The sequence below is a fragment of the Nitrospirota bacterium genome (assembly GCA_040757595.1).
Taxonomy (GTDB): Bacteria; Nitrospirota; Nitrospiria; order Nitrospirales; family Nitrospiraceae; genus JBFLWP01.
On the sequence record JBFLWP010000012.1, the window covers coordinates 58,994 to 84,170 of the forward strand.

At 67.2% G+C, this 25,177-nt stretch carries 26 protein-coding genes, 1 tRNA gene and 1 pseudogene; 9 read left to right on the forward strand and 19 right to left on the reverse strand.

Features of this window, described 5'->3' with window-relative positions:
* Positions 1-27: 27 nt before the first annotated feature.
* The 7 genes from AB1411_11855 to AB1411_11885 all read right to left on the reverse strand — a co-directional run bounded on the left by AB1411_11855 (position 28) and on the right by AB1411_11885 (position 7,472).
* A complete protein-coding gene (locus tag AB1411_11855; protein MEW6544294.1) occupies positions 28-996 on the reverse strand; it encodes a biotin-dependent carboxyltransferase family protein in 969 nt (322 codons plus the stop codon).
* Positions 986-1,756 carry a 5-oxoprolinase subunit PxpA gene (locus tag AB1411_11860; protein MEW6544295.1) on the reverse strand — a complete coding sequence of 257 codons (771 nt, stop codon included), beginning with the start codon at positions 1,754-1,756 and terminating at the stop codon, positions 986-988. Before AB1411_11860 ends, AB1411_11855 begins: the two co-directional genes overlap by 11 nt.
* Positions 1,757-1,826: 70 nt before the next feature.
* Positions 1,827-2,561 carry a 5-oxoprolinase subunit PxpB gene (gene pxpB, locus AB1411_11865; GenBank protein MEW6544296.1) on the reverse strand — a complete coding sequence of 245 codons (735 nt, stop codon included), beginning with the start codon at positions 2,559-2,561 and terminating at the stop codon, positions 1,827-1,829.
* A 63-nt stretch (positions 2,562-2,624) separates the two neighbouring features.
* Positions 2,625-3,959 (reverse strand): NCS2 family permease, encoded by a 1,335-nt coding sequence (locus AB1411_11870; GenBank protein ID MEW6544297.1) that lies wholly within the window; start codon positions 3,957-3,959, stop codon positions 2,625-2,627.
* An 8-nt stretch (positions 3,960-3,967) separates the two neighbouring features.
* Positions 3,968-6,067 (reverse strand): PAS domain-containing protein, encoded by a 2,100-nt coding sequence (locus AB1411_11875; protein MEW6544298.1) that lies wholly within the window; start codon positions 6,065-6,067, stop codon positions 3,968-3,970.
* Between the two features lie 175 nt (positions 6,068-6,242).
* Complete coding sequence (locus AB1411_11880; GenBank protein ID MEW6544299.1) at positions 6,243-6,401, reverse strand: hypothetical protein; 159 nt, start codon at positions 6,399-6,401, stop codon at positions 6,243-6,245.
* 81 nt (positions 6,402-6,482) lie between these two features.
* On the reverse strand, positions 6,483-7,472 hold the full coding sequence (locus tag AB1411_11885; protein ID MEW6544300.1) for a Gfo/Idh/MocA family oxidoreductase: 990 nt from the start codon (positions 7,470-7,472) through the stop codon (positions 6,483-6,485).
* Between the two features lie 431 nt (positions 7,473-7,903).
* Between AB1411_11885 and AB1411_11890 the strand changes: the two genes are divergently transcribed.
* From AB1411_11890 to AB1411_11910, 5 genes are all read left to right on the forward strand, one after another.
* Positions 7,904-8,842, forward strand: coding sequence for a diguanylate cyclase (locus AB1411_11890; GenBank protein MEW6544301.1), 939 nt, complete (start codon positions 7,904-7,906; stop codon positions 8,840-8,842).
* A gap of 85 nt (positions 8,843-8,927) precedes the next feature.
* On the forward strand, positions 8,928-9,266 hold the full coding sequence (locus tag AB1411_11895; GenBank protein ID MEW6544302.1) for a Fur-regulated basic protein FbpA: 339 nt from the start codon (positions 8,928-8,930) through the stop codon (positions 9,264-9,266).
* Positions 9,263-10,120: an HDOD domain-containing protein gene (locus tag AB1411_11900; protein ID MEW6544303.1), complete on the forward strand. Its 858-nt coding sequence runs from the start codon at positions 9,263-9,265 to the stop codon at positions 10,118-10,120. The genes AB1411_11895 and AB1411_11900 overlap by 4 nt, the downstream gene beginning before the upstream one ends.
* Positions 10,117-11,076 (forward strand): diguanylate cyclase, encoded by a 960-nt coding sequence (locus tag AB1411_11905; GenBank protein ID MEW6544304.1) that lies wholly within the window; start codon positions 10,117-10,119, stop codon positions 11,074-11,076. Before AB1411_11900 ends, AB1411_11905 begins: the two co-directional genes overlap by 4 nt.
* Before the next feature lie 55 nt (positions 11,077-11,131).
* Positions 11,132-11,734 carry a hypothetical protein gene (locus tag AB1411_11910; protein ID MEW6544305.1) on the forward strand — a complete coding sequence of 201 codons (603 nt, stop codon included), beginning with the start codon at positions 11,132-11,134 and terminating at the stop codon, positions 11,732-11,734.
* Between the two features lie 19 nt (positions 11,735-11,753).
* On the opposite strand, the gene ade is transcribed toward AB1411_11910, so the two are convergent.
* Together ade and AB1411_11920 are read right to left on the reverse strand one after the other, a co-directional pair.
* Positions 11,754-13,562: an adenine deaminase gene (gene ade / locus AB1411_11915; protein MEW6544306.1), complete on the reverse strand. Its 1,809-nt coding sequence runs from the start codon at positions 13,560-13,562 to the stop codon at positions 11,754-11,756.
* Between the two features lie 64 nt (positions 13,563-13,626).
* A pseudogene (locus AB1411_11920) lies at positions 13,627-13,722 on the reverse strand (QacE family quaternary ammonium compound efflux SMR transporter).
* Positions 13,723-13,744: 22 nt separating this feature from the next.
* Here AB1411_11920 and AB1411_11925 point away from each other — a divergent pair.
* Positions 13,745-14,200, forward strand: a complete 456-nt coding sequence (locus AB1411_11925; protein MEW6544307.1) for a hypothetical protein — start codon at positions 13,745-13,747, stop codon at positions 14,198-14,200.
* A gap of 16 nt (positions 14,201-14,216) precedes the next feature.
* Here AB1411_11925 and AB1411_11930 read toward each other — a convergent pair whose 3' ends face one another.
* From AB1411_11930 to AB1411_11955, 6 genes are all read right to left on the reverse strand, one after another.
* Positions 14,217-15,095: an SHOCT domain-containing protein gene (locus tag AB1411_11930; GenBank protein MEW6544308.1), complete on the reverse strand. Its 879-nt coding sequence runs from the start codon at positions 15,093-15,095 to the stop codon at positions 14,217-14,219.
* A gap of 37 nt (positions 15,096-15,132) precedes the next feature.
* Complete coding sequence (locus AB1411_11935) at positions 15,133-16,605, reverse strand: hypothetical protein (GenBank protein ID MEW6544309.1); 1,473 nt, start codon at positions 16,603-16,605, stop codon at positions 15,133-15,135.
* Positions 16,606-16,610: 5 nt separating this feature from the next.
* On the reverse strand, positions 16,611-17,072 hold the full coding sequence (locus tag AB1411_11940) for a cytochrome c (GenBank protein MEW6544310.1): 462 nt from the start codon (positions 17,070-17,072) through the stop codon (positions 16,611-16,613).
* Between the two features lie 132 nt (positions 17,073-17,204).
* The gene (locus tag AB1411_11945; GenBank protein ID MEW6544311.1) at positions 17,205-17,762 is read right to left on the reverse strand and encodes a hypothetical protein; all 558 of its coding nucleotides are present in this window, start codon (positions 17,760-17,762) and stop codon (positions 17,205-17,207) included.
* 5 nt (positions 17,763-17,767) lie between these two features.
* Entirely contained in the window at positions 17,768-18,250 is a 483-nt protein-coding gene (locus AB1411_11950) for a hypothetical protein (GenBank protein ID MEW6544312.1), read from the reverse strand.
* A gap of 22 nt (positions 18,251-18,272) precedes the next feature.
* On the reverse strand, positions 18,273-18,752 hold the full coding sequence (locus AB1411_11955) for a hypothetical protein (GenBank protein MEW6544313.1): 480 nt from the start codon (positions 18,750-18,752) through the stop codon (positions 18,273-18,275).
* A 362-nt stretch (positions 18,753-19,114) separates the two neighbouring features.
* Here AB1411_11955 and AB1411_11960 point away from each other — a divergent pair, with 362 nt between their 5' ends.
* The 3 genes from AB1411_11960 (at position 19,115) to AB1411_11970 (ending at position 22,328) form a co-directional block, all read left to right on the forward strand.
* Positions 19,115-19,348: a hypothetical protein gene (locus AB1411_11960; protein ID MEW6544314.1), complete on the forward strand. Its 234-nt coding sequence runs from the start codon at positions 19,115-19,117 to the stop codon at positions 19,346-19,348.
* Between the two features lie 47 nt (positions 19,349-19,395).
* Positions 19,396-19,896, forward strand: coding sequence for a polymer-forming cytoskeletal protein (locus AB1411_11965; protein MEW6544315.1), 501 nt, complete (start codon positions 19,396-19,398; stop codon positions 19,894-19,896).
* Positions 19,897-20,429: 533 nt separating this feature from the next.
* A complete protein-coding gene (locus tag AB1411_11970) occupies positions 20,430-22,328 on the forward strand; it encodes a sigma 54-interacting transcriptional regulator (GenBank protein MEW6544316.1) in 1,899 nt (632 codons plus the stop codon).
* Positions 22,329-22,806: 478 nt separating this feature from the next.
* Here the strand turns inward: AB1411_11970 and AB1411_11975 are convergent, their stop codons facing one another.
* The 4 genes from AB1411_11975 to pyrF all read right to left on the reverse strand — a co-directional run bounded on the left by AB1411_11975 (position 22,807) and on the right by pyrF (position 25,141).
* Positions 22,807-23,442, reverse strand: coding sequence for an outer membrane beta-barrel protein (locus tag AB1411_11975; protein ID MEW6544317.1), 636 nt, complete (start codon positions 23,440-23,442; stop codon positions 22,807-22,809).
* A 155-nt stretch (positions 23,443-23,597) separates the two neighbouring features.
* On the reverse strand, positions 23,598-24,110 hold the full coding sequence (locus AB1411_11980) for a type II secretion system protein (GenBank protein MEW6544318.1): 513 nt from the start codon (positions 24,108-24,110) through the stop codon (positions 23,598-23,600).
* 71 nt (positions 24,111-24,181) lie between these two features.
* Positions 24,182-24,257 (reverse strand) — tRNA-His (locus AB1411_11985).
* Between the two features lie 167 nt (positions 24,258-24,424).
* A complete protein-coding gene (gene pyrF, locus AB1411_11990) occupies positions 24,425-25,141 on the reverse strand; it encodes an orotidine-5'-phosphate decarboxylase (GenBank protein MEW6544319.1) in 717 nt (238 codons plus the stop codon).
* Positions 25,142-25,177 lie beyond the last annotated feature (36 nt).

The window sequence follows — 25,177 nt, forward strand, 5'->3', positions numbered from 1 at the left end:
TTTCCTTCGGTTCTTGCGCCTTTGCCCCTAACCAATTGGCGGCAACGCGGCATCGAGCGCAGCACGCTGAGCCCGGAAGAGCGCCTGCGCCTCGGGGACTTCGATCAGCGCGAAGCGGACCGAATCGCCGGGCAGGAGCTGGGCCGCAAGAGGAATATCGGCGGAGATCACGACGGCGATCTTCGGATAGCCGCCGGTCGTTTGACGGTCCGCCGACAACAGGATCGGCTGCCGGTCGGCCGGGACCTGCAAGGCTCCCAGGGGAACGGCCTCGGAGACCATGTCTTCCCGGCCGGCTCGGTCCAGTTCCGGCCCGAGCAGACGGTACCCCATCCGATCGGACTGGGAAGAGACCCGATACCGGCCGCCGAGGAAGTTGTTGACCGTGTCCGGCGTGAACCAATCGGCTTGGGGGCCGGGCACGGTTCGCAGGATCGGCGTCGGGCTGTAGCCAGGCCTGGCGGCATCCGGCAGGGACCGGCCGACCAATCGCCAGACTCCGGGGTTCGGCTTCCCTCCGTGCAGCGTGTCACCCTTCACCAGCGCACGGCCGGCGAAGCCGCCCGTGTGGCTGCGCAGGTGGGTGGAACGACTGCCGAGCACGATCGGCAGGTCAAAGCCGCCGGCGACAGCCAGATAGGAGCGGGCGCCGGAACGGCGAGCGCCGAACGTCAGCCTGCTCCCCTTTCCAGCCATCACCGTCGTCCAAGCCGGCAGGAGCGCGCCGTTCATGGTTGGCGTCAGGTCCGCGCCGGTGAAGGCGATGACGGCCTCCTCCTCGAACCGGATCTCCGGTCCCTGTACCGTGATCTCCAGCGCCGCCGCCTGGTCCGGATTGCCGACCAGCCGGTTGGCGCACCGGAGCGCGAATGGGTCCATCGCCCCGGCCGGGGGCATGCCGAACCGCTGAAACCCGAACCGGCCGAGGTCCTGCACCGTCGTGAGCCACCCGGGACGGACGACGGCCAGACGCGCGGGGGACGGCTCACGCCGCATCGCTGGCTCCCACCGGCAACAGCCTGACGCCGGCTCGGATCAACTCTCGCCGCACGAGTCGGGCCAGCCGATCCGCGCCGGGCGTGTCGCCGTGCAGGCAGATCGTGTCCGCGCGCAGCGACAGGATGGCCCCGTCCACCGTCTCCACGGTCCCCTCCCGGACCAGACGCAGCACCCGGGCGGCGACCTCGCGCTCGTCCGTGATGAGCGCCCCGGCCTGACCGCGGGGCACCAGAGACCCGTCGGCCCGGTAGCCCCGGTCGGCAAAGGCCTCCTCGGCCACGGTCAGGCCGAGTGCCAGGCCCGCCTCGACTGCCGGCGAGCCGGCCAGGCCGAACAGAACCAGCCGGCGGTCCACGACCGCCACGGCTCGGGCGACCGCTTCGGCCGCCGACCGATCCCTGGCCGCCAGATGATAGAGGGCCCCGTGCGGCTTGACGTGGGCGAGCGTCACCCCTTCCTCAGCCGCCACGGCGGAAAGCGCCCTGACCTGGTCGGCCACGAGCCGCTCCACCTCTGCGACCGGCACCGTGCCTTCAGTTCGTCCCATGCCCTCCCGGTCCGGGAACCCCGGATGGGCGCCGACCGCCACGCCGTGGAGGCGCGCCGCCAGCACGGTCCGCCGCATCACGTCGGGACTGCCGGCATGGACCCCGCAGGCGACGTTGACCGAGGTCACGGAGGCCATGATCCGCTCCTCCATCGCCAGCCGGTCCGGATCGGCGGACTCGCCCAGGTCGCAATTCAAATCAACCCGCATACGACTCAGTAATAGGTGAAGGGTGATGGGTTGAGCGCTCACGCTTGGTCCTCCCATCACTCATCACCCTTCACCGGCTCTCGTCCCGCGCCTGGAGTCGTTCATACGCCTGCCGCGTGATCGGCACGAATCGCACCTGATCGCCCGGCTCGATCAGGAACGGCTCGGAACGGGCCGGATCGTACAGCCGCCACGGCGTCCGCCCGATGATCCGCCACCCGCCCGGACTCTCCTGGGGATAGATCCCTGTCTGGGAGCCGGCGAGGCCGACCGATCCCGCCGGCACGCTCGCCCGCGGCGTCGCCAGACGCGGCATCGCGAGGGCCGGCGGCACCGAGCCCAGGTAGGGGAAGCCGGGGCTGAACCCGAGCATGTAGACCCGGTAGGTCACGGAACTGTGCAAGGCGACGACCTCGTCGGGGGAGCAACCGGCGAAGGCCGCCACGTCATCCAAATCCGGTCCGAACTCGCCCCCGTAGAGGACCGGCACCTCGACGGTCCGCGGCGCCGCCTTCCGGGCCGGCTCGATCCCGGCGGCCAGCGCGAGCAGCCGGTCCGCCAGCCGCTGCCAATCCGCAACCAGCGGATCGAAGTACAGGGTGACGGAGCGGTAGGTCGGCACGACTTCCACCAAGTCGGGCCAATCCCTCTCTCCCTGCTCCTCCACCGCCCGGGCGAAGGCCAGGACCAGGTCGTTGACCGCCGGATCGATCGTGGCGCCGAATTCGACCGTCACCGCCGCATCGCCCTCCGCCAGCAGCCGCGGATAGGGAGAACGGTCAGGGGGCGGTGGTTGGTGGTTCATGAACGAAGGCCATCCCCCTCTCGGCACTTCCCCTACCCCTGACCACCGACCACCCCGCATTCTTCACGCGGCGACGTACCGCAGCGTCAGCAGCCCCGCGAACAGGTGAATCAGCCAGTGGGCCTCGCCCAGCCGGCCGGTGACGAGCTTCAGGAGCGTGTAGGACGCCAGCCCGAAGGTGATCCCCTCGGTAATGCTGACCGTCGCCGGCATGAGCAGGATCGTGAGGAACGCGGGAATCGCTTCCGTCGGATCGTGCCAGGGCACCGAGGTGATCCCGCGCACCATGAAGCTCCCGATCAGGATCAGGGCCGGGGCGATCACGGGATAGAGGTGCGTCCCGTCCGGCGCCACGGTGCCGCCGCCCACCATCTTGGCGAGGGGGGCGAAGAACAGAGCCGCGAGAAACAGGCCGGCCGTGACCACGCTGGCGAGGCCGGTGCGGCCTCCGGCCGCCACGCCGGCCGCACTCTCGACGTAGCTGGTAATCGTGGAGGTGCCGAGCACCGCCCCCGCCGTCATCCCCGCCGCGTCCGCGACCAGGGCTTTCTCGGCCCTGGGCAGCCGCCCGTCCTTGAGAAACCCCGCCTGGGCGCCGACGCCGACCAGGGTGCCGATCGTGTCGAACAGGGCGAGGAAGAAGAAGGTGAAGACGATCAGCAACCCGGTATGGGAGAGGAGCCCGCCGAGATCCAGTTGGAGCAGCGTCGGGGCCAGGGACGGCGGCGCGCCGACCAAGCCCTCGTAGCGCACGAGCCCCAGCGTCAGCCCGATCGCCGTCGTCGCCGCCATGCCCCACAGGATGGCGGCCTGATTCCCCCTGGCCGCCAGCCCCGCCGTCAGCAGCAGGCCGGAGAGCGAGAGGAGCACCGGCGGCGAATCGAGCCGGCCCAGCCCGACCAGGATGCCGGGCCGGGCCACCACGATCCCCGCCCACTGCAAGCCCACGAACGCGATCAGGAGCCCGATGCCGACCGCGATCGCGTGCTTCAGGGCGTCGGGCACGGCGTTCAGGAGCCGCTCCCGGAACCCGAACCGCGACAGGATGAGGAACAGCGCGCCGGAGACGAACACGCCGCCCAGCGCGGTTCGCCAGGGCACGCCCATGCCCCCCGCCGCCATCGCGCCGCAGACCGTGAAGGCGAAGTAGACATTGTGGCCCATGGCCGGAGCCAGGGCGATCGGGTAGTTGGCGTGGAGCCCCATGAGCAGGGTGGCGAAGGCGCTGGCCAGACAGGTGGCCGCCAGCACCGCCCCGAAATCCATGCCGGCCGTCGCCAGGACGGCGGGCTGCACGAACAGGATGTAGGAGAGGGCCAGGAACGTGGTGGCGCCGGCCGTCACCTCGGTCCGGACTGTGGTCCCGTTGGCGCGCAGGGAGAACCGCCGGTCGAGCATGGCCGCGATCATCGCGGGGCTTTCGGAGCGGGTGCGTCCAGCACTTCCCGGACCTTGCGGATCAGCACGTCGGGCGTGAACGGCTTCTGGAGAAAGGCGGTGCCGGGCTCCAGGACGCCGTGGTGGACCACGGCGTTTTCCGTATAGCCGGAGATGTAGAGGATGCGCAGGTCCTTGCGCATCGAGACGAGTTGATCGGCCAGCTCCCGCCCGCTCATCTGAGGCATCACGACGTCGGTCAGGAGCAGGTGGATCGGGTTCTGATGGCGAGTCGCGATCACGAGCGCCTCGAAGCCGTGCCTGGCTTCCAGGACCCGGTAGCCCTGCAGGTGCAGGGTCTCGCGCACGAAACCCCGGACCCCCGGCTCGTCCTCGACCAGCAGGACCGTCTCGGTTCCGCTCGGCTGCCCCGGGTCGGCCGTCGCCGTGGGCACCCCTTCGATCGCCTCGTCGATGCGCGGCAAGTAAATCTTGAACGTGGCGCCGCGCCCCGGCTCGCTGTACACGAAGACGTACCCGCCGCTCTGCTTGACGATGCCGTAGACGGTGGAGAGCCCCAGTCCCGTCCCCTTTCCCGTCCCCTTGGTCGTGAAAAAGGGCTCGAAGATACGCGCCTGGGTCTCCGCATCCATCCCGCAGCCCGAGTCGCTGACGGCCAGCAGGGCGTACCGCCCGGGAGCCATGACGTGCGGCCCGTGGACCCTGGTCTCCCGAACCTGGACGTTGGCGGTCTCGATCGTGAGCTTGCCGCCGTGCGGCATGGCGTCCCGCGCGTTCACGGCCAGGTTCATGATGACCTGCTCGAGCTGGCCCGGATCGGCCTTCACCGCGCCCAGCGCCGGATCCAGGTTGGTGATGAGGTCCACGTCCTCGCCGAGCAACCGCTGGAGCATCCCGCCCATGCCGGACACCACGTCGTTCAGGTCCAGCGCCTTGGGCATGAGCACCTGCCGCCGGCTGAAGGCCAGGAGCTGCTGCGTCAGGGAGGCGGCCCGGTCTCCCGACTTTTTGATCTCCTCGATCTCCCGCCGCAGGGGATGGCCCTGGTCGAGGCGGCTCAGCAGCAACTGGCTGTAGCCCGTGATGACCGTCAGCAGGTTGTTGAAGTCGTGGGCGATCCCGCCAGCCAGCTTGCCCACGGCCTCCATCTTCTGGGCCTGCCGGAGCTGCTCCTGGCTCTCCCGCAGCGCCTCCTCCGCCCGTTTGCGCTCGGTGACGTCCATCACGGTCCCGCTCATGCGCACCGGCCGGCCGGCCTTGTCCCGATAGACGTCCCCCTTGCAGGCCAGCCAGTGCACGCTCCCGTCCGGCCACACGACCCGGTGCTCGACGTCGTAGTCCTTCCCGTCGTTGACCGCGGCGGCGATGGCCTGGGTCAGGAACTCGCGGTCCGCAGGATGGACGCAGCTCAAGAACCCTTCATACGTCCCGTCGAACGAGCCGGGCAGGAGGCCCATGAGGGCTTCGACCCGCTCGGACCAGGTGACCCGCCCGCCGAGGATGTCCCAGTCCCACACCCCGACGCGGGAGGCGTTGAACGCGAAGTGGAACCGTTCCTCCTTGACCCGCAGCGTCTCCTCCGCCTCCCGATGCTCCCACTGGCCGATCACGAGGGCCGCGAGCGCCGCGGCCCCCATCGCGAACATCGTTTCCTCGGGAGACCAGGAGCGCGGCGGGCCGACGTGCTCGAGCCAGAGCGCGCCTCCCGGCCCGCCGACGAGGTGCATCGGCACGGCCAGCATCGAGGTGACGCCCAGCGGGAACAGGCGGGACTCGCGGAACTCTTTGGTCCGAGGATCGGTCAGGGCGTCGTCGGCAGCGATGACGTCGCCGCTGCCGATCGCCTGAAAATGGAGCGGGTAGTCGTTGACGGGAATTTCGACGCCGGAGGAATGGCGGGCATGGCTCAGCTCGTAGAGCTCGAGGCAGCGGGCCGCAGTCCGGCCCTGAGTCAAGCGCCAGACGCTCACCCGCTCGACCTGGAGGGTCTGCGCTGCGGCCTTCGCCAGGCGGCCGAGCCCCGTGCGCAAGTCGTCGGGTTGGAGGCGTTCGCCCAGGACCAGCTTATTGAGCGCGGCTAGCTGCTGGATGAGACGCGCTGAGCCCACTCGCGATTCCGTAGTCAGTCAAGGAACGGCACCGTGAGGCCGGGAACGGCTGTGGAACAGGGATGCAGCCTACACACCCGTCGGGAAAATGTCCAGCCAGGAACCAGGCATCCTGTGTCCGGACTAAAGCAACATCGGTACCCGTGCAACCGCGGGACCGAAAACGGCCAACTCGTCAGAATTCCATGCGGAGCGGCTCGATGGGCAGGCAGCCGGTCCGGAAGCCGGCGAGCGCGTCCGCTCCGAATTGCACAAGGTAGCACACCACGCTCGCTGAAGGCGCCGGATAGCCGTGCTGAACGGTCCGCGCCTGGAAGAGCGCGACCGAGTCCATCGCACGAAGAAAAGAGTTAATGGCGTATGGCTTATAGCTTATGGCTCAGAACGAGAGGATCGCCGTAGGCCTGCGCCTGTGCTAGAGGCCATCAGCCATAGGCTCTCCTCTTATCTGCACGGGCCGGCCTGCGGCCGCTGCACGATAGGCCGCCTCGGCCATCGCGACGGCGCGCAGACCGTCTTCGCCCGTAACCGGCATTGGCCCGCCCTTCGCCACGCCCCGCGCGAAGGCCTCCAGCACCGTGACGAGCGTCGGGCGATCCGGCACCGGCTCCACCTCGACGGTCTTCCATCCCTCGATCCGGCTGAGGGTGCCGGGCCCGACGTCCGCGACCAGTTCGCCGGCCGAGCCCACCGCGTCCACCCGGCACATCCGCCCTCCGGAGACCCGCGACACCTCGACGTAGCAGGGCATGCCCGACGCGAGACGAAAACGGAGATGCGCCAGGTCCTCCAGGTTCCGCGTGTGCCGGCGTTCCGTCTCGGCCGAGACCTCCACGGCCTCCGAGCCGGTCAAAAACCGGATCAAATCGAACAGGTGAATCCCGATCTCCAGCACGACCCCGCCGCCGGCCTGATCCGGGCGATCCAGCCATTCATGCGGAGGCCGCTCGCCGCGCATGCAAAGGGTCAGGTACTCCAGCGAGCCGACGTCCGGCAAGCGCTCGCGCAGCCGTTGCAGCACCGGCGTGAACCGCAGGGTCTGCGCGGTCATGAGGGGCACGCCGGCCGCGCGGGCCGCCTGGACCATGGTCCGGGCCTGTTCGGTGGAAAAGGCCAGCGGCTTCTCGATCAGCATGGCCTTGCCGGCGCGGGCGGCCGCCAGGCAGATGTCGTGGTTCAGCGAGGGGGGCGTGACCACGATCACCGCCTCCACTTCGGACAAGGCCAGGAGGTCGCGCCAGTCGGTGAAAAAGGCCAGCCCGTGCTCCCGGGCGAACGGACCGCCGGCCGTCGCGTCGCGCCGCGACACCGCCACCAGGCGGCAGCCTTCCACGCCTTCGAGCAGATGGCGGGCGTACCGCATCCCGTGACGACCGAGTCCGATCACACCGAGCCCGATGTCCATCCCCCGCTCCGCGTCACCCCTTCCCCGCGTCGCCCCGTCGCCTCACGCCCCACGCCGTCCGGACGGGGGTAGGCTCCTAGCATGAACCCTCCCGCCTTGGCAACTGGATGGGATAGGCGGAGAAGGCGCGGCGCGGGCACCACGGTTTCAGAAATCCCTCAAGTCGCGGCCACAGTTAGCCGATCACGATATCTGAATGGATAAGGCAGGCCTCTCCCGCCCTCAGGGCTGGCTCCGTGCCCTGCCCCCGTACAGGGGTCGGCTTGCTGCTCGAATCGAAGGGACGAGGGGCTGGATCTCCGATCGAACCCGGCCGGCTCGCCTGAGGGGGAAAGCGCCGGAGGCGCGGAGAATGCCCCGGTGGAAAGCCGGAAGGGCTTGCTCCCCGCGGGAGCGGATCGGAGACGATGACCAGGACCGGGAGGGGAGGCATGCGGGTCTTGATCGCCGAGCAGGACACGCTGGTTCGGCGTGTCCTGGAAACTGCGGTGGCCCAATGGGGCTACCACGCCACGACCTGTACGGATGGCACGGAAGCCTGGCAGGTGCTGCAGGGGCAAAACCCGCCGGACTTCGCCCTCCTGGATGTGAGCCTGCCCGGCATGGATGGCGCGCGGATTTGCTCCGCGCTCAAACAGGCGCCGGCGCCGGCCACCTACACCGTCCTTCTGACCCCGCCGGAGCAGGAGCCGGACCCGACGGCCAGGCACGAGCCCGGTCCCGACGACTATCTGACCTTGCCGGTGGACGCAGGCGAGCTGCGGGCCCGTCTTCGGATCGGCGAACGGCTCGTGGAGCTCCGGGAAGAGTTGGCCGAGGCCCGGGAGACGATCCGCGTCAAGACGACGCTGGACTCCGTCACCGGCGTCTGGAACCGCGACGCCGCGCTCGACTGTCTGAGCCGCGAGCTGACCCGCTCGCAACGAGAAGGGGCGCCGCTGGCGATCGTGCTGGCCGACCTGGACGACTTCAAGCTCATCAACGACACGTACGGTCACGCGGCCGGCGACATGGCGCTGCGCGAAGCCGCCCAGCGTTTCCGACGCGTGCTGCGCCCCTACGACGGCCTCGGCCGGTACGGGGGCGACGAGTTTCTGGTGATTCTCCCCGGGTGCGACGCCGAGGCCGCGAACACCCTGGCCGATCGGCTCCGGCTCGCCCTCTCGTCCCGCCCCATGACGACCGAGCGAGGCGGCGCGTTCTTCGTGACCCTCACCGCCGGGGTGAGCTCGGCCAGCCATCGGAACGGGATCGTGGGGCCCGACGCGCTCACCCGCGCCGCGGAGACGGCTCTCGTCAGGGCCAAGCAGGCCGCCAGCAACCGCGTGGCGACGGCCTCCAACGGATCGGGGTTGAACGTCTCGGCCTGATGTCCCGGGCCGCTATCACGATGCCGAGCAGGATCGGGCAAGGAGACGCGCCGATGACTGACCGGACGGGGTCGGAGAGGATCGCATGAGGCGGATCCCCATCGGGGAAGCCGAGCCGGGCCAGACCCTCGCCAAGGCGGTCACGAACGGAAACGGCCTCCCCGTCCTCTCCGAGGGCGCCGTGCTGAGCGACGCCCTGATCGCCAGGCTGAGACGCATGGGACTCGCCGCCATCTATGTGGAGGGCCGGGCCTTGCAGGAGGGAGAGTCGGCCAAGACCCTATCCGAGCTGGAGCGGGAGCTGACGCGGCGGTTCCGGAAGGTGGCCGGCGATCCGCTCCAGGACCGGATTCGCGCGGCGATCGTCCGGCACCTCCGGACCATGTACGGAGCCCCGGCCGGTGAACGGGGAGAGGCGCCATGACGACCCTGACGGGCCAGCCCGCAATGGACGAAGCCGCCATCCGGCGGCGGATCGAAAGCCTCGGCGAGCTTCCCACCCTGCCCCACGTCGTGCAAAAGGTCGTCACGATGAGCAACCGGTACGACACGTCCGCCGAGGACCTCGGCCGGATCATCGAGAAGGACCAAGTGCTGACCGCGAAGGTCCTGAAGCTGGCCAACTCGTCCTACTACGGGTTCCCGACCCGCATCGCCTCCGTCAGCCATGCGGTCGTCGTGCTGGGACTGAACGTCGTGAAGGGCCTGACGCTCTGCGCGACCGCCTTCGACATGATGAAGGCGGCCGGCATGCAGCGGCTGTGGCGCCACTCGCTGGGCGTAGCCATGACGTCCAGCATCCTGGCGGCCCGCTCGGGGCTCAAGAACCTGGAGGAGGTGTTCGTGGCGGGGCTGCTGCACGATTTCGGGAAGGTCGTGCTCGACGTGAAACTGTCGGAGCTGGCCCCGCACATCGAACAGGCAGTGCACGAGCGGGACCTCTATCGAACCGAGGCGGAGCAGATCGTACTCGGGCTGACCCATGCCGACGTCGCCGGCCTGCTGGCGAGCAAGTGGAACCTGCCGGCCTCGCTCCGGGACCCCATGGTCTTTCACCACCGGCCGACCCTGGCGCGCGACGCGCCGAAGCCGACCGCGGTCGTCCACGTCGCCGACGTGCTCGTCAAGGCGATGGGCTGCGGCGACTCCGGCGACGACCTGGTGCCAGCCCTGTCGCACGAGGCCTGGAAGCTGGTCGATCTGAACGACGAAGACCTCTCGGTCTGCGTGGCCCGCGCCGCGCACGAGTTCGAGACGATGGACGAGTACCTGTTATGACCGCGATCGCCACAGCCTGCCGGCGGGTGCTGCTCCTGCACGGAGACCCGAGCGAAGCCTCTGCGCTGGGCGAAGTGCTGGGCCGGTGCGGGTTCGAGGTGTGCGCCGGCGATCCCGGCGGAGCCGAGCTGGACGACCTCCTTCACCATCCTCCCACCCTGATCCTGGCAGCGGAGGGAGCCGGGGGCCGCTCGGTCGAGACCCTGGTCCGGGAGCTGAAGGCCGATCCCCTGTTGGGGCAATTGCCCATCGTGATCATGCTCCGCGAGGTGCGCGTAGACGACGTGGACTGGGGGGCCCTCGCCGTGGACGACTACGTCACGGTTCCTTACCGGCCCGAGGAGATCGTCCGCCGCCTGCGCCTGTGCCTGAGCCGCCAGACCCGTTCCCTCGACGCGAATCCCTTGACCCGGCTGCCGGGCAACACGTCCATCCTCCGCGAGACGGCCAGGCGGATCGAGAGCGGCAAACCCTTCGCGGTGGGTTACCTGGACATCGACAACTTCAAGTCGTTCAACGATCGGTACGGCTACGCCCGGGGCGACGAAGTCCTGGTGGTCACCTGCCGTCTGGTGACCACCGCCGTGAGCGAGCAGGCCGGAGCCGAAGGCTTCGTCGGCCACGTCGGGGGCGACGACTTCGTGTTTCTCTGCGATCCGGCCGTGATCGACGGCATCTGCCAGACCATCATCAAGCGCTTCGACCTCGTGATCCCGGACTTCTACGACACCGAGGACCGGCTGCGCGGCCACATCGACTCCGTGGACCGGCGCGGCAACCACGAGCAGTTCCCGATCATGACGCTCTCGATCGCGGCCGTCTCGAGCGAGACCGACACGATCACCCACCCGGCCGATGTCAGCCTGATCGTGTCCCAGCTGAAGCGGCACGCCAAGACGTTCGAGGGCAGCACCTACGTGCGGGACCAGCGGAAGGGAGACCGGCGGCGGACCTGAAGGCCCACCCTCGGACGGGTAGGATTTTCCGATCCGTTCGGGTAAGATACGGCCCATGCACGCCGTGCCCCGTTCCACCGGCCCGGGCCGAGGCCAACTCCAGCGCCGCCTCGTCGCCTCCTGCCTGCTCTTGCTCGCGTCCACCGGCTGCGCGGTCGAGCTGCAGAAAACGAACGTCGTCAAGCCGGTGGAAGGGAAGCTGACCACCTACTACGCCGTCGAGATTCCCCCGCCCCGCGGCAAGAACGCCCCGCCCAAGCTGGTGGCCGATCTCCAGGAGAGAATGCTGCTGCAGATCGGCACGATGGGAAAGTTTCGCCGGGTGGCCACCTCGATGAACTCCGAGCAGCACGTGCTCGTGATGCAGGCCACGATCGTCAAGTTGGACACGGGGAACCGCTTCCTGCGGTGGTGGAGCTCGGTCGCGGAGATCGTCGGAGCGATCTACGAGTCCTACACCAAGGAAAAGGTGGGGATGGTCTCGGGCTCCGTGGGGGACGGCTACCTGCTCGTGGACTTCCAGTTCGTGGACAAGAAGACGAAGCAGGAGGTCGGCCAGATCTCGGTCAAGGGATTGGCGGACGATCCGGACAGCTTCCGCTCAGCCGAGGACCGGGTCGTGGACGCCCTCATGCAGTACGTCCAGTCCCAGCTCTGACAAGCCGCAGGTTGTCGCTTCAGCAGGCGGCCGACACCAGCCGGAAGGCGTCCACGTCCACCAGCCCCCGGTCCGTGATCTTCAGCGACGGGATCACCGGCAGAGCCAGGAACGAAAGCTGGATGAACGGCTCCTCCAACCGGCAGCCCATCGCCTGAGCCGCCCCTTTCAGCCGCTCCAGCGAGGCCGCCACCTCTTCGGGGTCCTTGTCGCACATGAGCCCGGCGATCGGGAGCGGCAGCGCCTCGATCGTGTCCGGATCCCGCACCACCACGATCCCCCCGTCGATCGCGACCAGATGGTTGAGCGCCGCGGCCATGACCCTGTCGTCGGCTCCGACCACGATCGCATTGTGCGAGTCGTGATTGATCGACGTGGCGATCGCGCCGCGGGTGAGGCCGAAACCCTTGACGAACCCGACCGCCTTCCGACCCGTGCGGTGGTGCCGCTCGAAGACCGCGATCTTCGCGATGTCCTGCGTCGGGTCCGGAAGCACCTGCCCCCGCGACGCGGGCAACGTCGCGGTCACGGAATCGGTCACGATCTGCCGGCGCCGGACCCCGATGACCCGCACCCGCCGGCGGTCGGCGTCGGCCGGGGCCGCGACGCGGAAATCCTCGACCGTACAGGGGTCGAGGTTCATGTTGCGCCCGCCCAGGGCCGGGGCAAGGGCAAGGGATCGTCCTGCAGACCGTGCGCCCGCGTCGGCCAGGACGGCCAGCGCTTCGCGATCCACCCGCTGCCCGTTCTTGTAGACCGCCTCGAGGCTCAGCCCCGACGTCCACCGCTCCCCTTCCCTCGGCCGGACCAGACAGAAATCCGCCAGGAACCCCGGCGCCAGCACCCCGCGGTCCTCCAGTCCGTAAGCCCGTGCGGCGGCAAAGCTGGCGGCACGGAAGATCGTGGCCGGCTTGTGGCCGTTTCGCAGCGCCTTGTCCACGATGAAGCCGATGTGTCCTTCTCTCGCGATGTCGGCCGGATTCCGGTCGTCGCTGCACAGCCCGATCACGGCCGACGAATAGTCGTCCAGCAGCGGGAGCAGCGCGTCCGCGTCCTTGGCGCAGGATCCTTCCCGGATCAGGACGTGCAAGCCCTTCTCCAGCTTTTCCCGGGCCTCTTCCAGCGTCGTGGATTCGTGGCAACTGTGCACGCCGGCCGCCCCGTAGGCGTTCAAGTCCCGGCCACGCAGGCCGGGACAATGGCCGTCAATCCGCATGGGCTGGAACGCCAGCAACTTGCGCAGGACCTCCTGGTCGCCGGCCAGGAGGCCCGGATAGTTCATGACCTCGGCCAGGCCCAGCACGCGGGGATGCGTCCGCAGCGCGGCCAGGTCGTCCGCCAGCAGCAGGGCCCCGCTCGTCTCCAGTTCCAACTGCGGGCTCGTGGAGGGCACGCAGCTCGACAGCATCACGAACACGTCGAGGTCCAGCCCCTCCGAAGCCTCCAGGGCCCAGGCGAGTCCGTCCTTCCCCTTGACGTTGGCGATCTCGTGCGGATCCCAGATCGCCGAGGTCGTGCCGGAGGGGAGCACGGCCTGCTGGAACCGCACCGGCGTGAGGAGGCTGCTCTCGATGTGGACGTGGGCGTCAATGAATCCCGGCACGGCCAAGAGGTCCCGCCCGTCCACCTGGGCGCGGCCCTCGTACCGCTCCCGCGTGCCGACGATGAAGCCGTTGTAGACGGCCAGGTCCCCCGCGAGGAACCGGCCCGTGTAGACGTCGAGGACGCGCGTGTCCCGGATCACCAGATCGGCCGGCTCGAGGCCGCGGGCGACGCGGACGTGGGCCGCCAGGTCGGCGAGCGAACGGTAGTGGGTCTTGCGGGGCATGGGATTTCCCGGGAGTCCTTTCCCCCACGATACTGCCTGCCGGAAGACCGGTCAAGGAGGCGGCTCAGCCCGCGAGCTTCAGCCCCGCGATGCCGGCCACGATCAGCAGGATGCAGGCGAGGCGGAGCGGGTTTCGCGGTTCGCCGAACAGGACGAGGCCCGGTTGACATCGGCTCCCGGCTGTGGGACAGTTCGACGCCCGTCACGGGCGGGCGCCGGGTCCGGTCACGCAGGGCACGAAGATGTCGGCCGAACAGGGGTTGCTGAAAGTCGCTTCCGGAGCCGTCCTCCTCGGCTCGCTCCTCTGGCTGGGGGGCTGCGTGTCGCTGGACGTGCAGCCGCTGACGAAGGACCGCTATCAGCCTCGGCCCGGCGACGCCAAGGTCGAAGTCCTCAAGAAGAGCCCGTCCCGGGCGCACGTGAAGCTGGCCCGGCTGGTCGCCACCGGCGAGCACGTCGACGAGGACCGGCTTCAAGCGAAGATCCTGTCCGAGGCGCGCTCGTTGGGCGCCGATGCGATCGTGGTGGAGAAGGTGGATCTGCTGAACATCATGGAATACAACGTGGCCACGCTGAAGATGTACATGAGCGCCACCGCCATTCGATACGTGGAGGGGAACGAAAAGCCGAAGCCGTGACCCGCGAACGATCGGGCTAGAATTGCTCGATCAGTTGCTTTTTCTTCGCCCGGTACTCCTCGTCCGTCACCAATCCCCGATCTCTGAGCCTCTGCAGCAGCGCGAGCGACTCTTCGATCGAGAGGCGCGCTGGTCCCCTCTGCTCCCGCCCCGGTGAATCAGCAGCGGTCGCGGGGGGCGCCGCTCCCCTAGGCCGAGGCGCCAGCAGGGTGAGAAGCAGGGGCTTGTAATCGATCGCCAACTCAGAGGGGGTCGGATTCAGAGACGGGCCGACCAGGCTCGACTCCCTGACCAGCGTCTGGTGTGCGCCGGCCGGGAGGTCAAAGGTATCTCCGGTGTTGGGGCTGAGCGGGTCCCGGCTCAACCGCTCGCGGACTCCCGGCATGGTGACGGCGCAGCGGTAATTGGCCAACACCAGGTGGAGCGACGTCCTTTCGACGAACCAGCCGCCGGTCGTCATCTCGACGACGTCGGGCGAGCCAGGGTGGGCCAGCCCGAACACGACGATCTCATGCGGCTGGGCCTCGGCGAAGGCTTTGCTGAGGGTCCCGCTCAGGTAGTCGATCTCGTCCTGCGTGAAAGCCGGCACGGCTGGCTGCTTCTCGGGCAGAAACAGAAACTTCGTGGTCAGGGTCTGGACCTGGACGCTGGCCAGGATGGGCTTCCAGTCTTCAGGACTGAGCCTGAACGGATGGGCGAAGCGGACCCCTTGCTCCCGAGCCTGGCGGGTCTGAAGCCTGACGAAGCGGTCTCCCTCCTCACACTGGCCGCAGACGATCCTGGTCTCCGGGGGTCCGGTCTGGACCGTGCCAGCACAGCCGCAGAAGCCCAGCGCCGCCAACCAGGCGACGGCGAGCACGCCAAGAGACAAGCCGGGTGAGCTTCTGCCGCTCATGTTCCCGTCCTTGGCGTGTGCTCCGAAACTCGATCCGTCAGAGCGCAAAGTCAAAACCGGTGAAGAACATCTGGCCGATCGTGTCCTGTCCGTTGTTTCCGGTCGCCCGGCTCCTGAACCAATTATATTCGGTGTGCCAGGCGATATCGGTGCGGGAGGAGAAGTGTAGGTAGTACCGACTCATCCACGTGTGCGAGTCCACGTTGTTGAAGTCCCCGCGGAACGTGCGGTTTCCTTGTTGCTCGTTCCGGACGACGTCATAGCGGTAGAGGAACAGCCAGCCGGGCGTCCCGAAGAAGGGCAACTCGTTGGGATACCAGTCCAGCTCGACGAAGCCGCCGTTCCACCGGGCATCCTGTCGGTTCACGACGGACGTCGCGGTCATGAGATTTTTGTCGTCCTGAGCGTGGATGAACGCACCGAACAGGTTCCACTGCCCGTCGAACGTGGTGCTGCCGTCCACGGAGACGCGATAGAACTTCTGCCCGCCGCCAGCCGTGCCCGTGGTCGTGCTCAGCGGATTGGCCTGCGTGGGAGCGTCGCCGTACCAGCCGGAGAGGCCGATCCGATGGCCGCTCACGATCCCGTACCCGCCGAAGGACTGGGTGGCGTGGCCGTAGAAGTAAAAGCCGCGCCCTCCCGACGCCCCGGTGGCGCCGGTGGCCTGGCTGTTGGAGAAGGCGTTGAGGGAGTATCGGAAAAATCCGTTGGTCGCCGCTGTCTGCTTGATCCCCGCAACTTCAATGCCGGGCTGGCCGCGCTGCAGGGAGGAGAGCGTGGCGTTGGTGTACCCGCTGCTGATCCGGTTGTTCGACGGAAAATTCGCCGAGGTGTAGACCGTGCCTGCCTGGTAGTTGTAGATGACGATCGGCGTATTGTTCTGCGTCGGATTCCGGAAGGCGCTGAAAGGCAGCTCCGGCTCGTATTTTCCGACCTTGACGTTCATCAGATAGTTGTCGGCCGATCCACCGAGGAACCGCTGCACGTTGTTGAGCCGGACGAAGGCGTTGGGAAGGTCGCCTCCCGTCGGGTTGGTCTGGAAGTTCCCGCTGCCGAGAGCGGGGGCATAGATGATCCCGTAACTGACGTTCTTGGCCAGGATCCCGTAGGAGAGGAAGTTCAGGGTCTTGAACCCGAAGCTGCCCGTCGTCACGTCGCCCGGGCCGTTGGTGCCGCTCCCCCCGCTTCCGTTCACCCCCAGGGTCTGGGTCCGGTAGCCGACGGTGCTGCGAAGGGAGACCGGCCAATAGCCCATCGCGAGCCCTTCGAATTCCGGCAGGTCGTTGTCCGAACCCAGTTGATACCCATGATCCCGGAAGAGATTCCCGAAGTCGTTCAGCTTGGGGAACCCCGGCACGTGGCAGACGTTGCAGGCGAAGTTGTACTTGCGGGCAAAGGCCGGGATCGCATTGGCCTTCGGAACGAGCGCGCTCCATTCGTAGCTGAGGAAGGCGATCAGTCCGAAGACCACGAGGGCCGCCCGCCGTTTCTTCAGAAGCCGTCCCACCATCGCGATCACCGAAATTCGCAGAGGGTGCGGAGATAGGCCACGATCTTCCAGGCTTCAATTTCCTTCAGATGCCCGTCGTGGACATGGTCTACCATGCCGGTCCCGGGCACCCCGTGATCAATGACCCAGAAGAGCTCCCCGTCCGTGCGGGCCTCGTGCCACTGGCAGCTCGTGAAGTTCCTGGGGGGATGAGGATAGAGCTTGCCCGCCGCCGGCCCGTCGCCCTTGCCTTCCATGCCGTGACAGTGAAAGCAGGAGCCCTTGCCCTGAAACAGCTTCTTGCCCTCGGCGATGATCTCCGGGGATGCCTTCCGAGCGTCGCCAAAGGGAGCTTTCAGGACTTTGGCTTCGTCGAGACGGTCCGCCGGGACGCGCGGCTTGAGGGGATCATGGTGCACGCAGGCCAGAACCGCAGTGCCGATAAGCGCGGCTAGCACGAGCAGCCTCGGCTGTGCGACGAAGCCCATCTTCACCCTGGTGAATGTGGGATTGCTGAGTTCCTGCCACGTATGGAGCCGGTAGTCTAGCGCTGGCGGCTGGCGGAGCACAATAGGCCAGGCGGCCGTTTCGCGAGAGCCGATCGGGCTAGTTGTCTGCCGTTAGCAGCGGGGGCCGCCCGATCCCGTGTACTTGATGGCCAGCCCCCTGAGCGATTTGACCGTGACGTCATAGGGCACGGCCATGCCGCCGTAGCCGGGCCACATGCCCGGGTAGGGGCCGCCGACCCCATAGCCCATGCTGAAGGTCTCGTAGCCCGTCCCATAGCCGTAAGGACCGTAGGTCCAGCCCCCGAACCCCCAGGGACTGTAGGCGGTCTGGTAGGCCACCTGATGCTCGACCTGCTTTTCCGGCCTGGCGAAGATGACGGCGTCCGCTCCCAGCTCGGCTGCTTTCCGCAGGATCTTGTTCTGCATGGTCCCGAACCCGGAGGAGTCGTCATCCATGCTGAGCTCCGCCAATTGAGCGTGCGGGCACTTCGGCACCTGGTCCAGCACCTCCACCTCCTCGACTGAGGCCTTCGGCGGAAAGGTCGCGTTGGTCAGGCGCATCGTGTCCACGCCGGCGCAGCCGGTGAGTCCCGCGCCAAACAGGACGGCGAGGGCCGGCAGGATGCCGCCCGCCTGCCGAACGGCTCGTCTGGACCGAGGCCTTCCCATCCCCTTCACCGCAGGTACCGTTCCACGACCCGGGCTTCGACCTGCAGGCGCTTCCGCTCCAGTTCGTACCGCCGACGGCGAAAATCTTCAAGGGCTGCCTCGTACTCCTTCTCATGCGCGAGCCACTGTGCCAACAATTGCGGCTTCTGCCCCGGCTCGCCCTGGGCACGATGGAGCTGGTCCTGGGCAAGCCGGAAATGGTCTCGCTGGAGAGCCCACTGCTGCTGGTGAAGCTGCCACCCCGCCAGGTCCAGCGCCCGGATCTCGCGGACGGTCGGGTCGGGCGTGTCCGGCATCCGCTGGAGCTCCGCGATCCGCTTCTCAAGCCCGCTGATGTTGGCGTTCAACTGATTCAAGTGCTGATCGAGCATGCTCACGACGACGTGCGAGGGATGGATCTCGTCCCGCTGCATCCCGACAGGCCCCACACAGCCGCCAGCCGCCAGGATCAGGGTGGCGCCCAGCATCGCGATCGCTCTGTTCAACATAGGACTCCTTTCTTTGCGCAGCCTATTGGCTCACCGGCTCCGCCCCGTCCTTGTACCGGATGGCGATTCCTGACAGATACAAGGTCCATTCGACCCGGTCGGTGGGGGCCTGCACGTAGGTCCAGGGATCGAAAAAGAACGGCACCCCGCTGCCCATCCCGCCAAAGAGCGAGCTCGACACCTCTGGACTGTTGGTGGACTGGTACGTCTGTCCCAAGTCCGCCCCCTCGAGCACGTCCGCCTTACCCATGATCACGGCATCGGCTCCCATTTTTCCGGCAACCTGCAGGATCTTGCCTCGGAGCGCGTCCTCGTCGGCCGACTCGCTGGTCGCGATCAGGCGCGCGAGCTTCACGTTGGGCCTGACCGGCTCCCCCTGAAGCGCCGCGGGCGGCTGTCCGCCGAGCCGCGGCGGGTACGGCTCAAGGACGAGCGGCTCCACGTGAACCGAGACGCAGCCGGTCCCGCAGAGGAGCATGAGGCAGATCAGTCGAACATGCACACGCATTCGTCCAAGCGCGTGGTCGTGGCGCCGCCCGTGGAAGCGTTCTCATTGCGGAAGATTCGGCCGTCGCGAGCCGCGGATGGTGACCGATCTCTTGCGCACCTGTCAAGGGAGCAAACGAGGTCCGGCGACGCCGCCAGCCACTCGTTTCGAGTCGGCGTCAATGGCGTCAACGGTTTGACGCTTTCAGTGAGATTGATGGGGATCGAGGACGAGCGAGGGTCGGCCATTCAAATATTTCAACGAGTTGCGCAACAAGCCCGGAAGGATTGCGATGGCACCGTTCATGCTCAGTTAATAAACCCATGGTCTCGTTCAGCGGCACCGCTGCACCGCACCTACATCGGAGGGAGGCCGTCATGCTTTGCACTCATACGCTGGAGACAGCCATCCTCGATCACCTCGCCCGCCTGGGACCTTGCGGATTCGATCAGTTGGTGCGCGCCCTGCCCGCATATTCCTGGAACCAGATCTTCCACGCCGTGGACCACCTCAGCCGGGAAGGGGCGCTGAATCTCCGCAAGAGCTCCCGATTCGCTTACTCGATCTCGCCCGCCGCGCCGGGTACGGCCTGGATGGTCAGACACACGTAAAAGCCTCATTCGACACGGGACCACACAACCAGAAGGAGGGACGGGACATGTGGAAGAACGGGAACGGGGATGCGGGTGAAAAGCGGGGAAACGGCAGCCGGACGCTGCTCGAAGGGGACCCTTCCGAGAGCGCGAGCGGAAAGGGCGCGGATGTCATCGCCTTCGTCGGGAAAGGCGTGGAGTTCAAGGGGGTCATCCGCTACGACGGCACCGTCCGGATCGACGGGCAACTGGAGGGTGAAATCCACACGACCGGCGTGCTGTTGGTGGGAGAAGAAGCCATCCTCACGGCGTCCGTGAACGCCCGCAAGGTCGTCAGCCAGGGACAGATCACCGGCGACATCATCGCGACGGAGTCGGTGCAGCTCCTGGCACCGGCGGTCCTGAAGGGATCCATCAAGGCTCCGCTCCTGTCCATGGAGCAGGGCGTCGTCTTCAGCGGGACCCTGGACATGTCCCAGGCCGAGTCCCAGCCGGCCAGACCGCAGGCGATCGAGTCCGTAGCACCCATCAGGTCCGGGCCGTTCACCCGCCCGCTGTCAGGCTAGACTGCCTTCGACTCCGGACCTGTGCGCCCATGAGGTCCTTGACGATAATAAAGGGGGGGCGGGGGATTTCCGGAGGATGGAAAGCCCCGCCCCGATGGGACGGCTTGCAGGCGTCCGTCCCCAGGAAGGCTGGGCGGCCTTCCTGCATTCATCCACGGTCTCCTCAGTTCCCATCGGAAGCATCAGAGACCTCTGCCCCACCCGTGTGTCCATCGCTGCGCCGCGAGACGTGACGGCGACCATGGCTTACCCCTTGAGCAAGCCCAGTACCAGTCGCCATCGTTGACCGAGCCGGCCCCGATAACCGGGCGCAACCGGCTGAATTGATGCGGAAAGCTTCCCGGCACGGCCAGGGTCAGGATAGGAGAGAGAACCCGGGTTTGACGCGCATCACGGATACGAATGGATAAGGTATGTATCCGGGAGGATAAGAAGGGGAGCGGCGTGCGGTTGTCTTCTCCGAAGCAGCTTGCTACACTTCCGCCACCTTTCGGAGAGCTTCAACTCTCCTTATCTTGCGGGGCGAAGCCGGCATGGGTTCTCCGGCGTATAGCGGCCCGGAGCGACGCAAGGTCCAGCGCCTCCGCCGGTCCTTTCTCGTGCAGTACCGGCTCCGGGAGGAGCGCCGTTCCCGGCTCATCGGGTCGGGCAACGCCTGGGCCTACGACCTCTGCACCGACGGCATGCGTCTCCACACGCTCGGCCCCCTGCCCTGCTCCACCACCCTTTTGCGAAACGGCCGCGTCCAGATTGACTGCCAGGTCACCGCCCAGGATGGGCAAGACGCGTGGCTCACGGGACGGCCCGTGTGGATCGCGAGCCCGACCCCGGCTCACGGTGACGACGCGCATCAAACCTTTTACCTCGGCCTGGCGTTCAGCCACGAGCCCGGCGCCGGCCCCACGATCGCGCACCTGCTGAGCCAGCATCCGGTCCCGTCGAATCCGACCAGGGAGCAACTGGCGTCTCTGCTGGAACTCAGCCACCTGCTGACCTCAGCGGTCGACCTGGATCACCTGCTGTACCTGATCCTGCAGACCGCGAATCGGTTGATGTGCACGAACGCCTGCAGCCTCCTGCTGGTCGATCCGCTGACCAACGAGCTCGTGTTCAAGGTTCCGGTCGGACCGGCGAGCGAGCTGCTCAAGGAGATTCGCCTGCAGCCCGGGCAGGGAATCGCCGGCTGGGTCGTGAAGGAGCGCCGGCCCGTGCTGGTGAACGACGTGTCGAAAGATCCGCGGTTCGACCGCAAGGTCGACCAGTCGACCGGCTTTCGGACCAAGTCCATTCTGGCCGTGCCGCTGCAAGACCGCGGCCGGGTTCTGGGGGTCATCGAGGTCCTCAACACGGCCAAGGAAAAGCAGTTCGAGCAGGTGGATCTCGACCTCCTGTCGGCTTTCGCCGCCCACGCGTCGGTTGCGCTCCGGAACGCTCAGCTCGTCTCCACGATCCGCGAGGAAAACCGCTACCTTCAGGGGGAATTGGAAGAGCGTTACAAAACCCTCATCGGGGAGAGCGCCGCCATGCGAGACGCGGTGGCCCTGGCTCGCAAGGTGGCCGAGGCCCAGGCCACGGTGTTGCTGCTGGGGGAAAGCGGAGTGGGCAAGGAGATCGTGGCCCGCTCCATCCACGCCTGGAGTCCCCGGGCGTCCAAGCCGTTTCTCGCGGTGAACTGCGTCGCGCTCTCGGATCACCTGCTGGAAAGCGAGCTGTTCGGCCACGAGAAAGGCGCCTTCACGGGTGCGCACCAGTTGAAGAAGGGGCTCTTCGAGGTCGCCCACGGCGGCACGGTCTTCCTGGACGAGATCGGCGAGATGAAGCCGGAGCTCCAGGCCAAGCTGCTGCGGGTCTTGCAGGATCACGAGTTCGAGCGGGTCGGCGGCACGCACCCGATCCGGGTGGACATCCGCATCATCGCCGCCACCAACCAGGACCTCCACGCCGCCGTCAAGGCCGGGCGCTTCCGGAAGGATCTCTTCTATCGGCTCAACGTCGTGACGATCGCGCTGCCTCCGTTGCGGGAGCGCAAGGAAGACATCCTCCCGTTGGCCACCTTCTTTCTCAAGCGGTTCCGCCGCGAGCTGATGCGCCCCCCGATGACGCTGTCCCGCGAGGCGATCACGGTTCTCCAGCGGCACGACTGGCCCGGCAACGTGCGGGAGCTGGAGAACGTGATCGAGCGGGCCGTGGTCCTGGCGGTCGGGGACACGATCCAGGCTTCGGACATCGCTCTGGGGGTCGCCAGCCTCGAGACGGCGCCCGCTGCCTCGCTGCTGGACCTGCCGTTCCACGAATCCATCAATGCGCACAAACGGGCCCTCATCCGCCACGCCATCGACAAGGCCGGTGGGAGCAAGGGCAAGGCGGCCCTGGCTCTCAAACTGCAACCCACCTACCTGTCGCGCCTGTGCAGGCAACTGGGCATTTCCTGAGCCAGCCCGGCCGGCACGTCGCATCGGACGAGGAACGGGCCTGAGGCTCGGGGGTGAAGGAATCGCGTGCTGACGAGAGAAGGCAATGAGGACGGAGAGGGCAGTTCAGTCGGTGATCCCGCCCCGCAGGAGGATCCAGCCCAGGAAGGCGACGAGCATTGCGGTAACCATGTTTCGACCTCCGTGTGAATCCGGCCGACTTAGTGACGGGGATTGATTTCCGCAAGATCGGTACCAAGCCGGAACTCCCCGCCTTAATATTAGCTTCCAGGCATTAGAATCAATGAGTTAGATGAGTCTTGCGACTCTTGATAAGCAGGTGGCGACTCAAGGAACAGGGCCCCCGATTGCGCGGTTCTCGCCATAAATTGTTGCTCTTTTCACACAGACTAGAACATCGCCGACTTTGTCCGCCAGGCGGGATCGCTTCGGCGACGATCCGTCCGAACCAATCTCCTGGGCCGGACGAGGGGAACGATCAGAAATGGATGGACAGGCCGGCTACGAACAGGACTGCGCTGTAAGTCCCCTGAAACAACTGGCTGGAGTTCGTTGGATCTCTGAAGTCAATCGTGGCCCGATTGTACTTCCCCTCTCCGAAGAGGGCGAAGTGCTGGCTGAACTTGTAGCGAAGCCCAGCCAGCGCGTTGAGCCCGGCCTGAGTCGTGCTGTCGGTATTGGGGGTAAACAACCCCAGGCCGAGTCCCGCGTAAGGCTGGAAGGAATCGCCAGGATAGCGCACGACCAGGTTCAACCCGATCGTGGTCATGTTGAACGAAGATTCCGAAAGAGTCCCGGTGGTCGTCGTACCGGACTGTGAACGGGTATAGGTCTGGGCCTTCACCTTGAGGAGGCTCTGGTAGGCCTCGATCTCCATGCCGAGCCATTTCATCTCTTCGGAATAGACCCCCAGTTTGCCGCCGAAGACCGGTCCCATCTTCAACGAGACGTTGGTGAGCGTCGCGCCGACGTTGCTCTGATCCCCTGTGAGTCCCTGCAGATTGGACGGGAAGGCGCCGCCCACCTGCCCCGCGATATACCACTCGGCCGAAGCCGGCTGGGCGAGGAGCGTCACGAACAGCGCGCACGACCAGACGACGAGCAAACGTCCCAAGCGCGGGGTGGGAGGACTCGCGGTGGAAGGGATCGTGCCGGAGGTGCAAAGGGAGCGACCCCGAGGTCGGAGGCGGAAAACCGAGAGGCTACCGGTCGCGCGCATTGGCGCAGGATAGGGAGGCGGATACGCAGAGTCAAGCGCGAAGTCACCGGCTACTCCGCGTCGTTGACATCCGGTTTTCGCACTCCTTGCCCCCGGTCGTTGACATGCCACTGGTCGAGGACGGCGTCCACGTCCAAATCGGCCGTGGCCGTGGCGGTAAACCCCGTCGGGCCGGAGGCCGACGGCACAAGCCCGTTCTCCGGCGTCACGGGGCCGACGGCGGCCGGAATCTGCGCCTCGCCGGAGTCCTGTCCCTCTGCAGTGGTGCCGTGGGTCCGGTAGGTGTAGCGGTGGACCCCGTCGGTCAACGCGAAGCCGATGTCGGAAAAATGGCTGTACCGGCCGGCCTCGGCGAAAAAGACCCGCTCGGCCGCGTAGATTCCCGCCAGATTGACGGCCGCTTCGGCTTGGTAGGTTCTCGCCCGGTAGGTGAGGAAGGCCAGAAACCCCATCCCGGCCAGGATGCCGACGATGACGATCACGATCAGCAACTCGACCAGCGACGCCCCGCGGACATCATGCCCCGCGCAGACGCCGTGACGACACGACCGGCGAGGACGCAACTCACGAGCTCCTTGGAAGGCGCAACCGGTGCGACGGACGTGCGGGCCGGAAAGGGATCCTGTGAAGCGTGTGGGGTGAGTGACGGGTTTCGAACCCGCAACCTCCTGGGCCACAGCCAGGCGCTCTAACCATTGAGCTACACCCACCACTCAGGCAAGATGGCAAGAGGAAGCGTGGCGGCGAGTGATCTTAACAAATGGCCCAGATGGCCGCAAGTGCGGCCCCAAAGCGCCGTCCGTCAACCGCCATTCGTCATTGGTCACTCGGATGACTTGAGAGCGCCTTCCCAATGACCAGTGGCCGATGACCGGGCCTACGCTCGTCCGTCGAACGCCGCTTGCATTTCGGTCACGATGGCATCGGCCGCGGCCTGCGGATCGGCGGCGTCGCGGATCGGCCGCCCCACCACGAGATAGTCGGCGCCGGCCTTGATCGCCTGGGCCGGTGTGGTCGCGCGCGCGTGGTCGTCCACGCCCCTGCCCGCCGGACGGATGCCGGGCGTGACGATGAGGAGCCGGGGCCCGACCTGCTGCCGGATCGCCGCCGGCTCCTCCCCCGAGGCGACGACCCCGTCGCAGCCGACCTCCGCCGCCAGCCTGGCCCGCGCCGCGACCAGATCGGCCACGCTCCACTGGATGCCCATGTCCCGCAGATCGTTCCCGTCGAAGTTAGTCAACACCGTGACCGCCAGCAGCTTGAGCCGGGGCCGCTCGCCGCGACCCTGGACCGCCGCACGCAGCGCCTTGCGGTTCGCGTGCACGGTCAGGAAGTCCACGCCCATGTCCGCCACGCGCGCGGTGGCGCGCCGCACGGTCTCCTCGATGTCCAGGAACTTGAGGTCCAGAAAGACCCGCTTCCCCCGTGCGAGGGCCCGCTGCACGATCTCCGGCCCGGCCGCGGTGTACAGCTCCAGGCCGATCTTGACGAACCGGACACCCGCCGCCACGCGGTCCATGAGCCGCTCGGCCTCGTCCCCGGACGGGACGTCGAGCGCCAGGATCAGCCGGTCTCGGGCGTCAATCTGCGTCATCGGCGACTCCCTTACGGTTCGCGGAGCATCCCCGGC

Bases quoted from the DNA above. Each gene is read 5' to 3' on its own strand.
- AB1411_11965 (MEW6544315.1), top strand. From the start codon at position 19,396: ATGTGGAAGAACGGGAACGGGGATGCGGGTGAAAAGCGGGGAAACGGC.
- AB1411_11870 (MEW6544297.1), bottom strand. From the start codon at position 3,959: ATGCTCGACCGGCGGTTCTCCCTGCGCGCCAACGGGACCACAGTCCGG.
- pxpB (MEW6544296.1), bottom strand. From the start codon at position 2,561: ATGAACCACCAACCACCGCCCCCTGACCGTTCTCCCTATCCGCGGCTG.
- pyrF (MEW6544319.1), bottom strand. From the start codon at position 25,141: ATGACGCAGATTGACGCCCGAGACCGGCTGATCCTGGCGCTCGACGTC.
- ade (MEW6544306.1), bottom strand. From the start codon at position 13,562: ATGCCCCGCAAGACCCACTACCGTTCGCTCGCCGACCTGGCGGCCCAC.
- AB1411_11940 (MEW6544310.1), bottom strand. From the start codon at position 17,072: ATGGGCTTCGTCGCACAGCCGAGGCTGCTCGTGCTAGCCGCGCTTATC.
- AB1411_11905 (MEW6544304.1), top strand. From the start codon at position 10,117: ATGACCGCGATCGCCACAGCCTGCCGGCGGGTGCTGCTCCTGCACGGA.
- AB1411_11895 (MEW6544302.1), top strand. From the start codon at position 8,928: ATGAGGCGGATCCCCATCGGGGAAGCCGAGCCGGGCCAGACCCTCGCC.
- AB1411_11935 (MEW6544309.1), bottom strand. From the start codon at position 16,605: ATGGTGGGACGGCTTCTGAAGAAACGGCGGGCGGCCCTCGTGGTCTTC.
- AB1411_11900 (MEW6544303.1), top strand. From the start codon at position 9,263: ATGACGACCCTGACGGGCCAGCCCGCAATGGACGAAGCCGCCATCCGG.
- AB1411_11930 (MEW6544308.1), bottom strand. From the start codon at position 15,095: ATGAGCGGCAGAAGCTCACCCGGCTTGTCTCTTGGCGTGCTCGCCGTC.
- AB1411_11890 (MEW6544301.1), top strand. From the start codon at position 7,904: ATGCGGGTCTTGATCGCCGAGCAGGACACGCTGGTTCGGCGTGTCCTG.
- AB1411_11910 (MEW6544305.1), top strand. From the start codon at position 11,132: ATGCACGCCGTGCCCCGTTCCACCGGCCCGGGCCGAGGCCAACTCCAG.
- AB1411_11945 (MEW6544311.1), bottom strand. From the start codon at position 17,762: ATGGGAAGGCCTCGGTCCAGACGAGCCGTTCGGCAGGCGGGCGGCATC.
- AB1411_11950 (MEW6544312.1), bottom strand. From the start codon at position 18,250: ATGTTGAACAGAGCGATCGCGATGCTGGGCGCCACCCTGATCCTGGCG.
- AB1411_11855 (MEW6544294.1), bottom strand. From the start codon at position 996: ATGCGGCGTGAGCCGTCCCCCGCGCGTCTGGCCGTCGTCCGTCCCGGG.
- AB1411_11960 (MEW6544314.1), top strand. From the start codon at position 19,115: ATGCTTTGCACTCATACGCTGGAGACAGCCATCCTCGATCACCTCGCC.
- AB1411_11860 (MEW6544295.1), bottom strand. From the start codon at position 1,756: ATGCGGGTTGATTTGAATTGCGACCTGGGCGAGTCCGCCGATCCGGAC.
- AB1411_11880 (MEW6544299.1), bottom strand. From the start codon at position 6,401: ATGGACTCGGTCGCGCTCTTCCAGGCGCGGACCGTTCAGCACGGCTAT.
- AB1411_11970 (MEW6544316.1), top strand. From the start codon at position 20,430: ATGGGTTCTCCGGCGTATAGCGGCCCGGAGCGACGCAAGGTCCAGCGC.
- AB1411_11885 (MEW6544300.1), bottom strand. From the start codon at position 7,472: ATGGACATCGGGCTCGGTGTGATCGGACTCGGTCGTCACGGGATGCGG.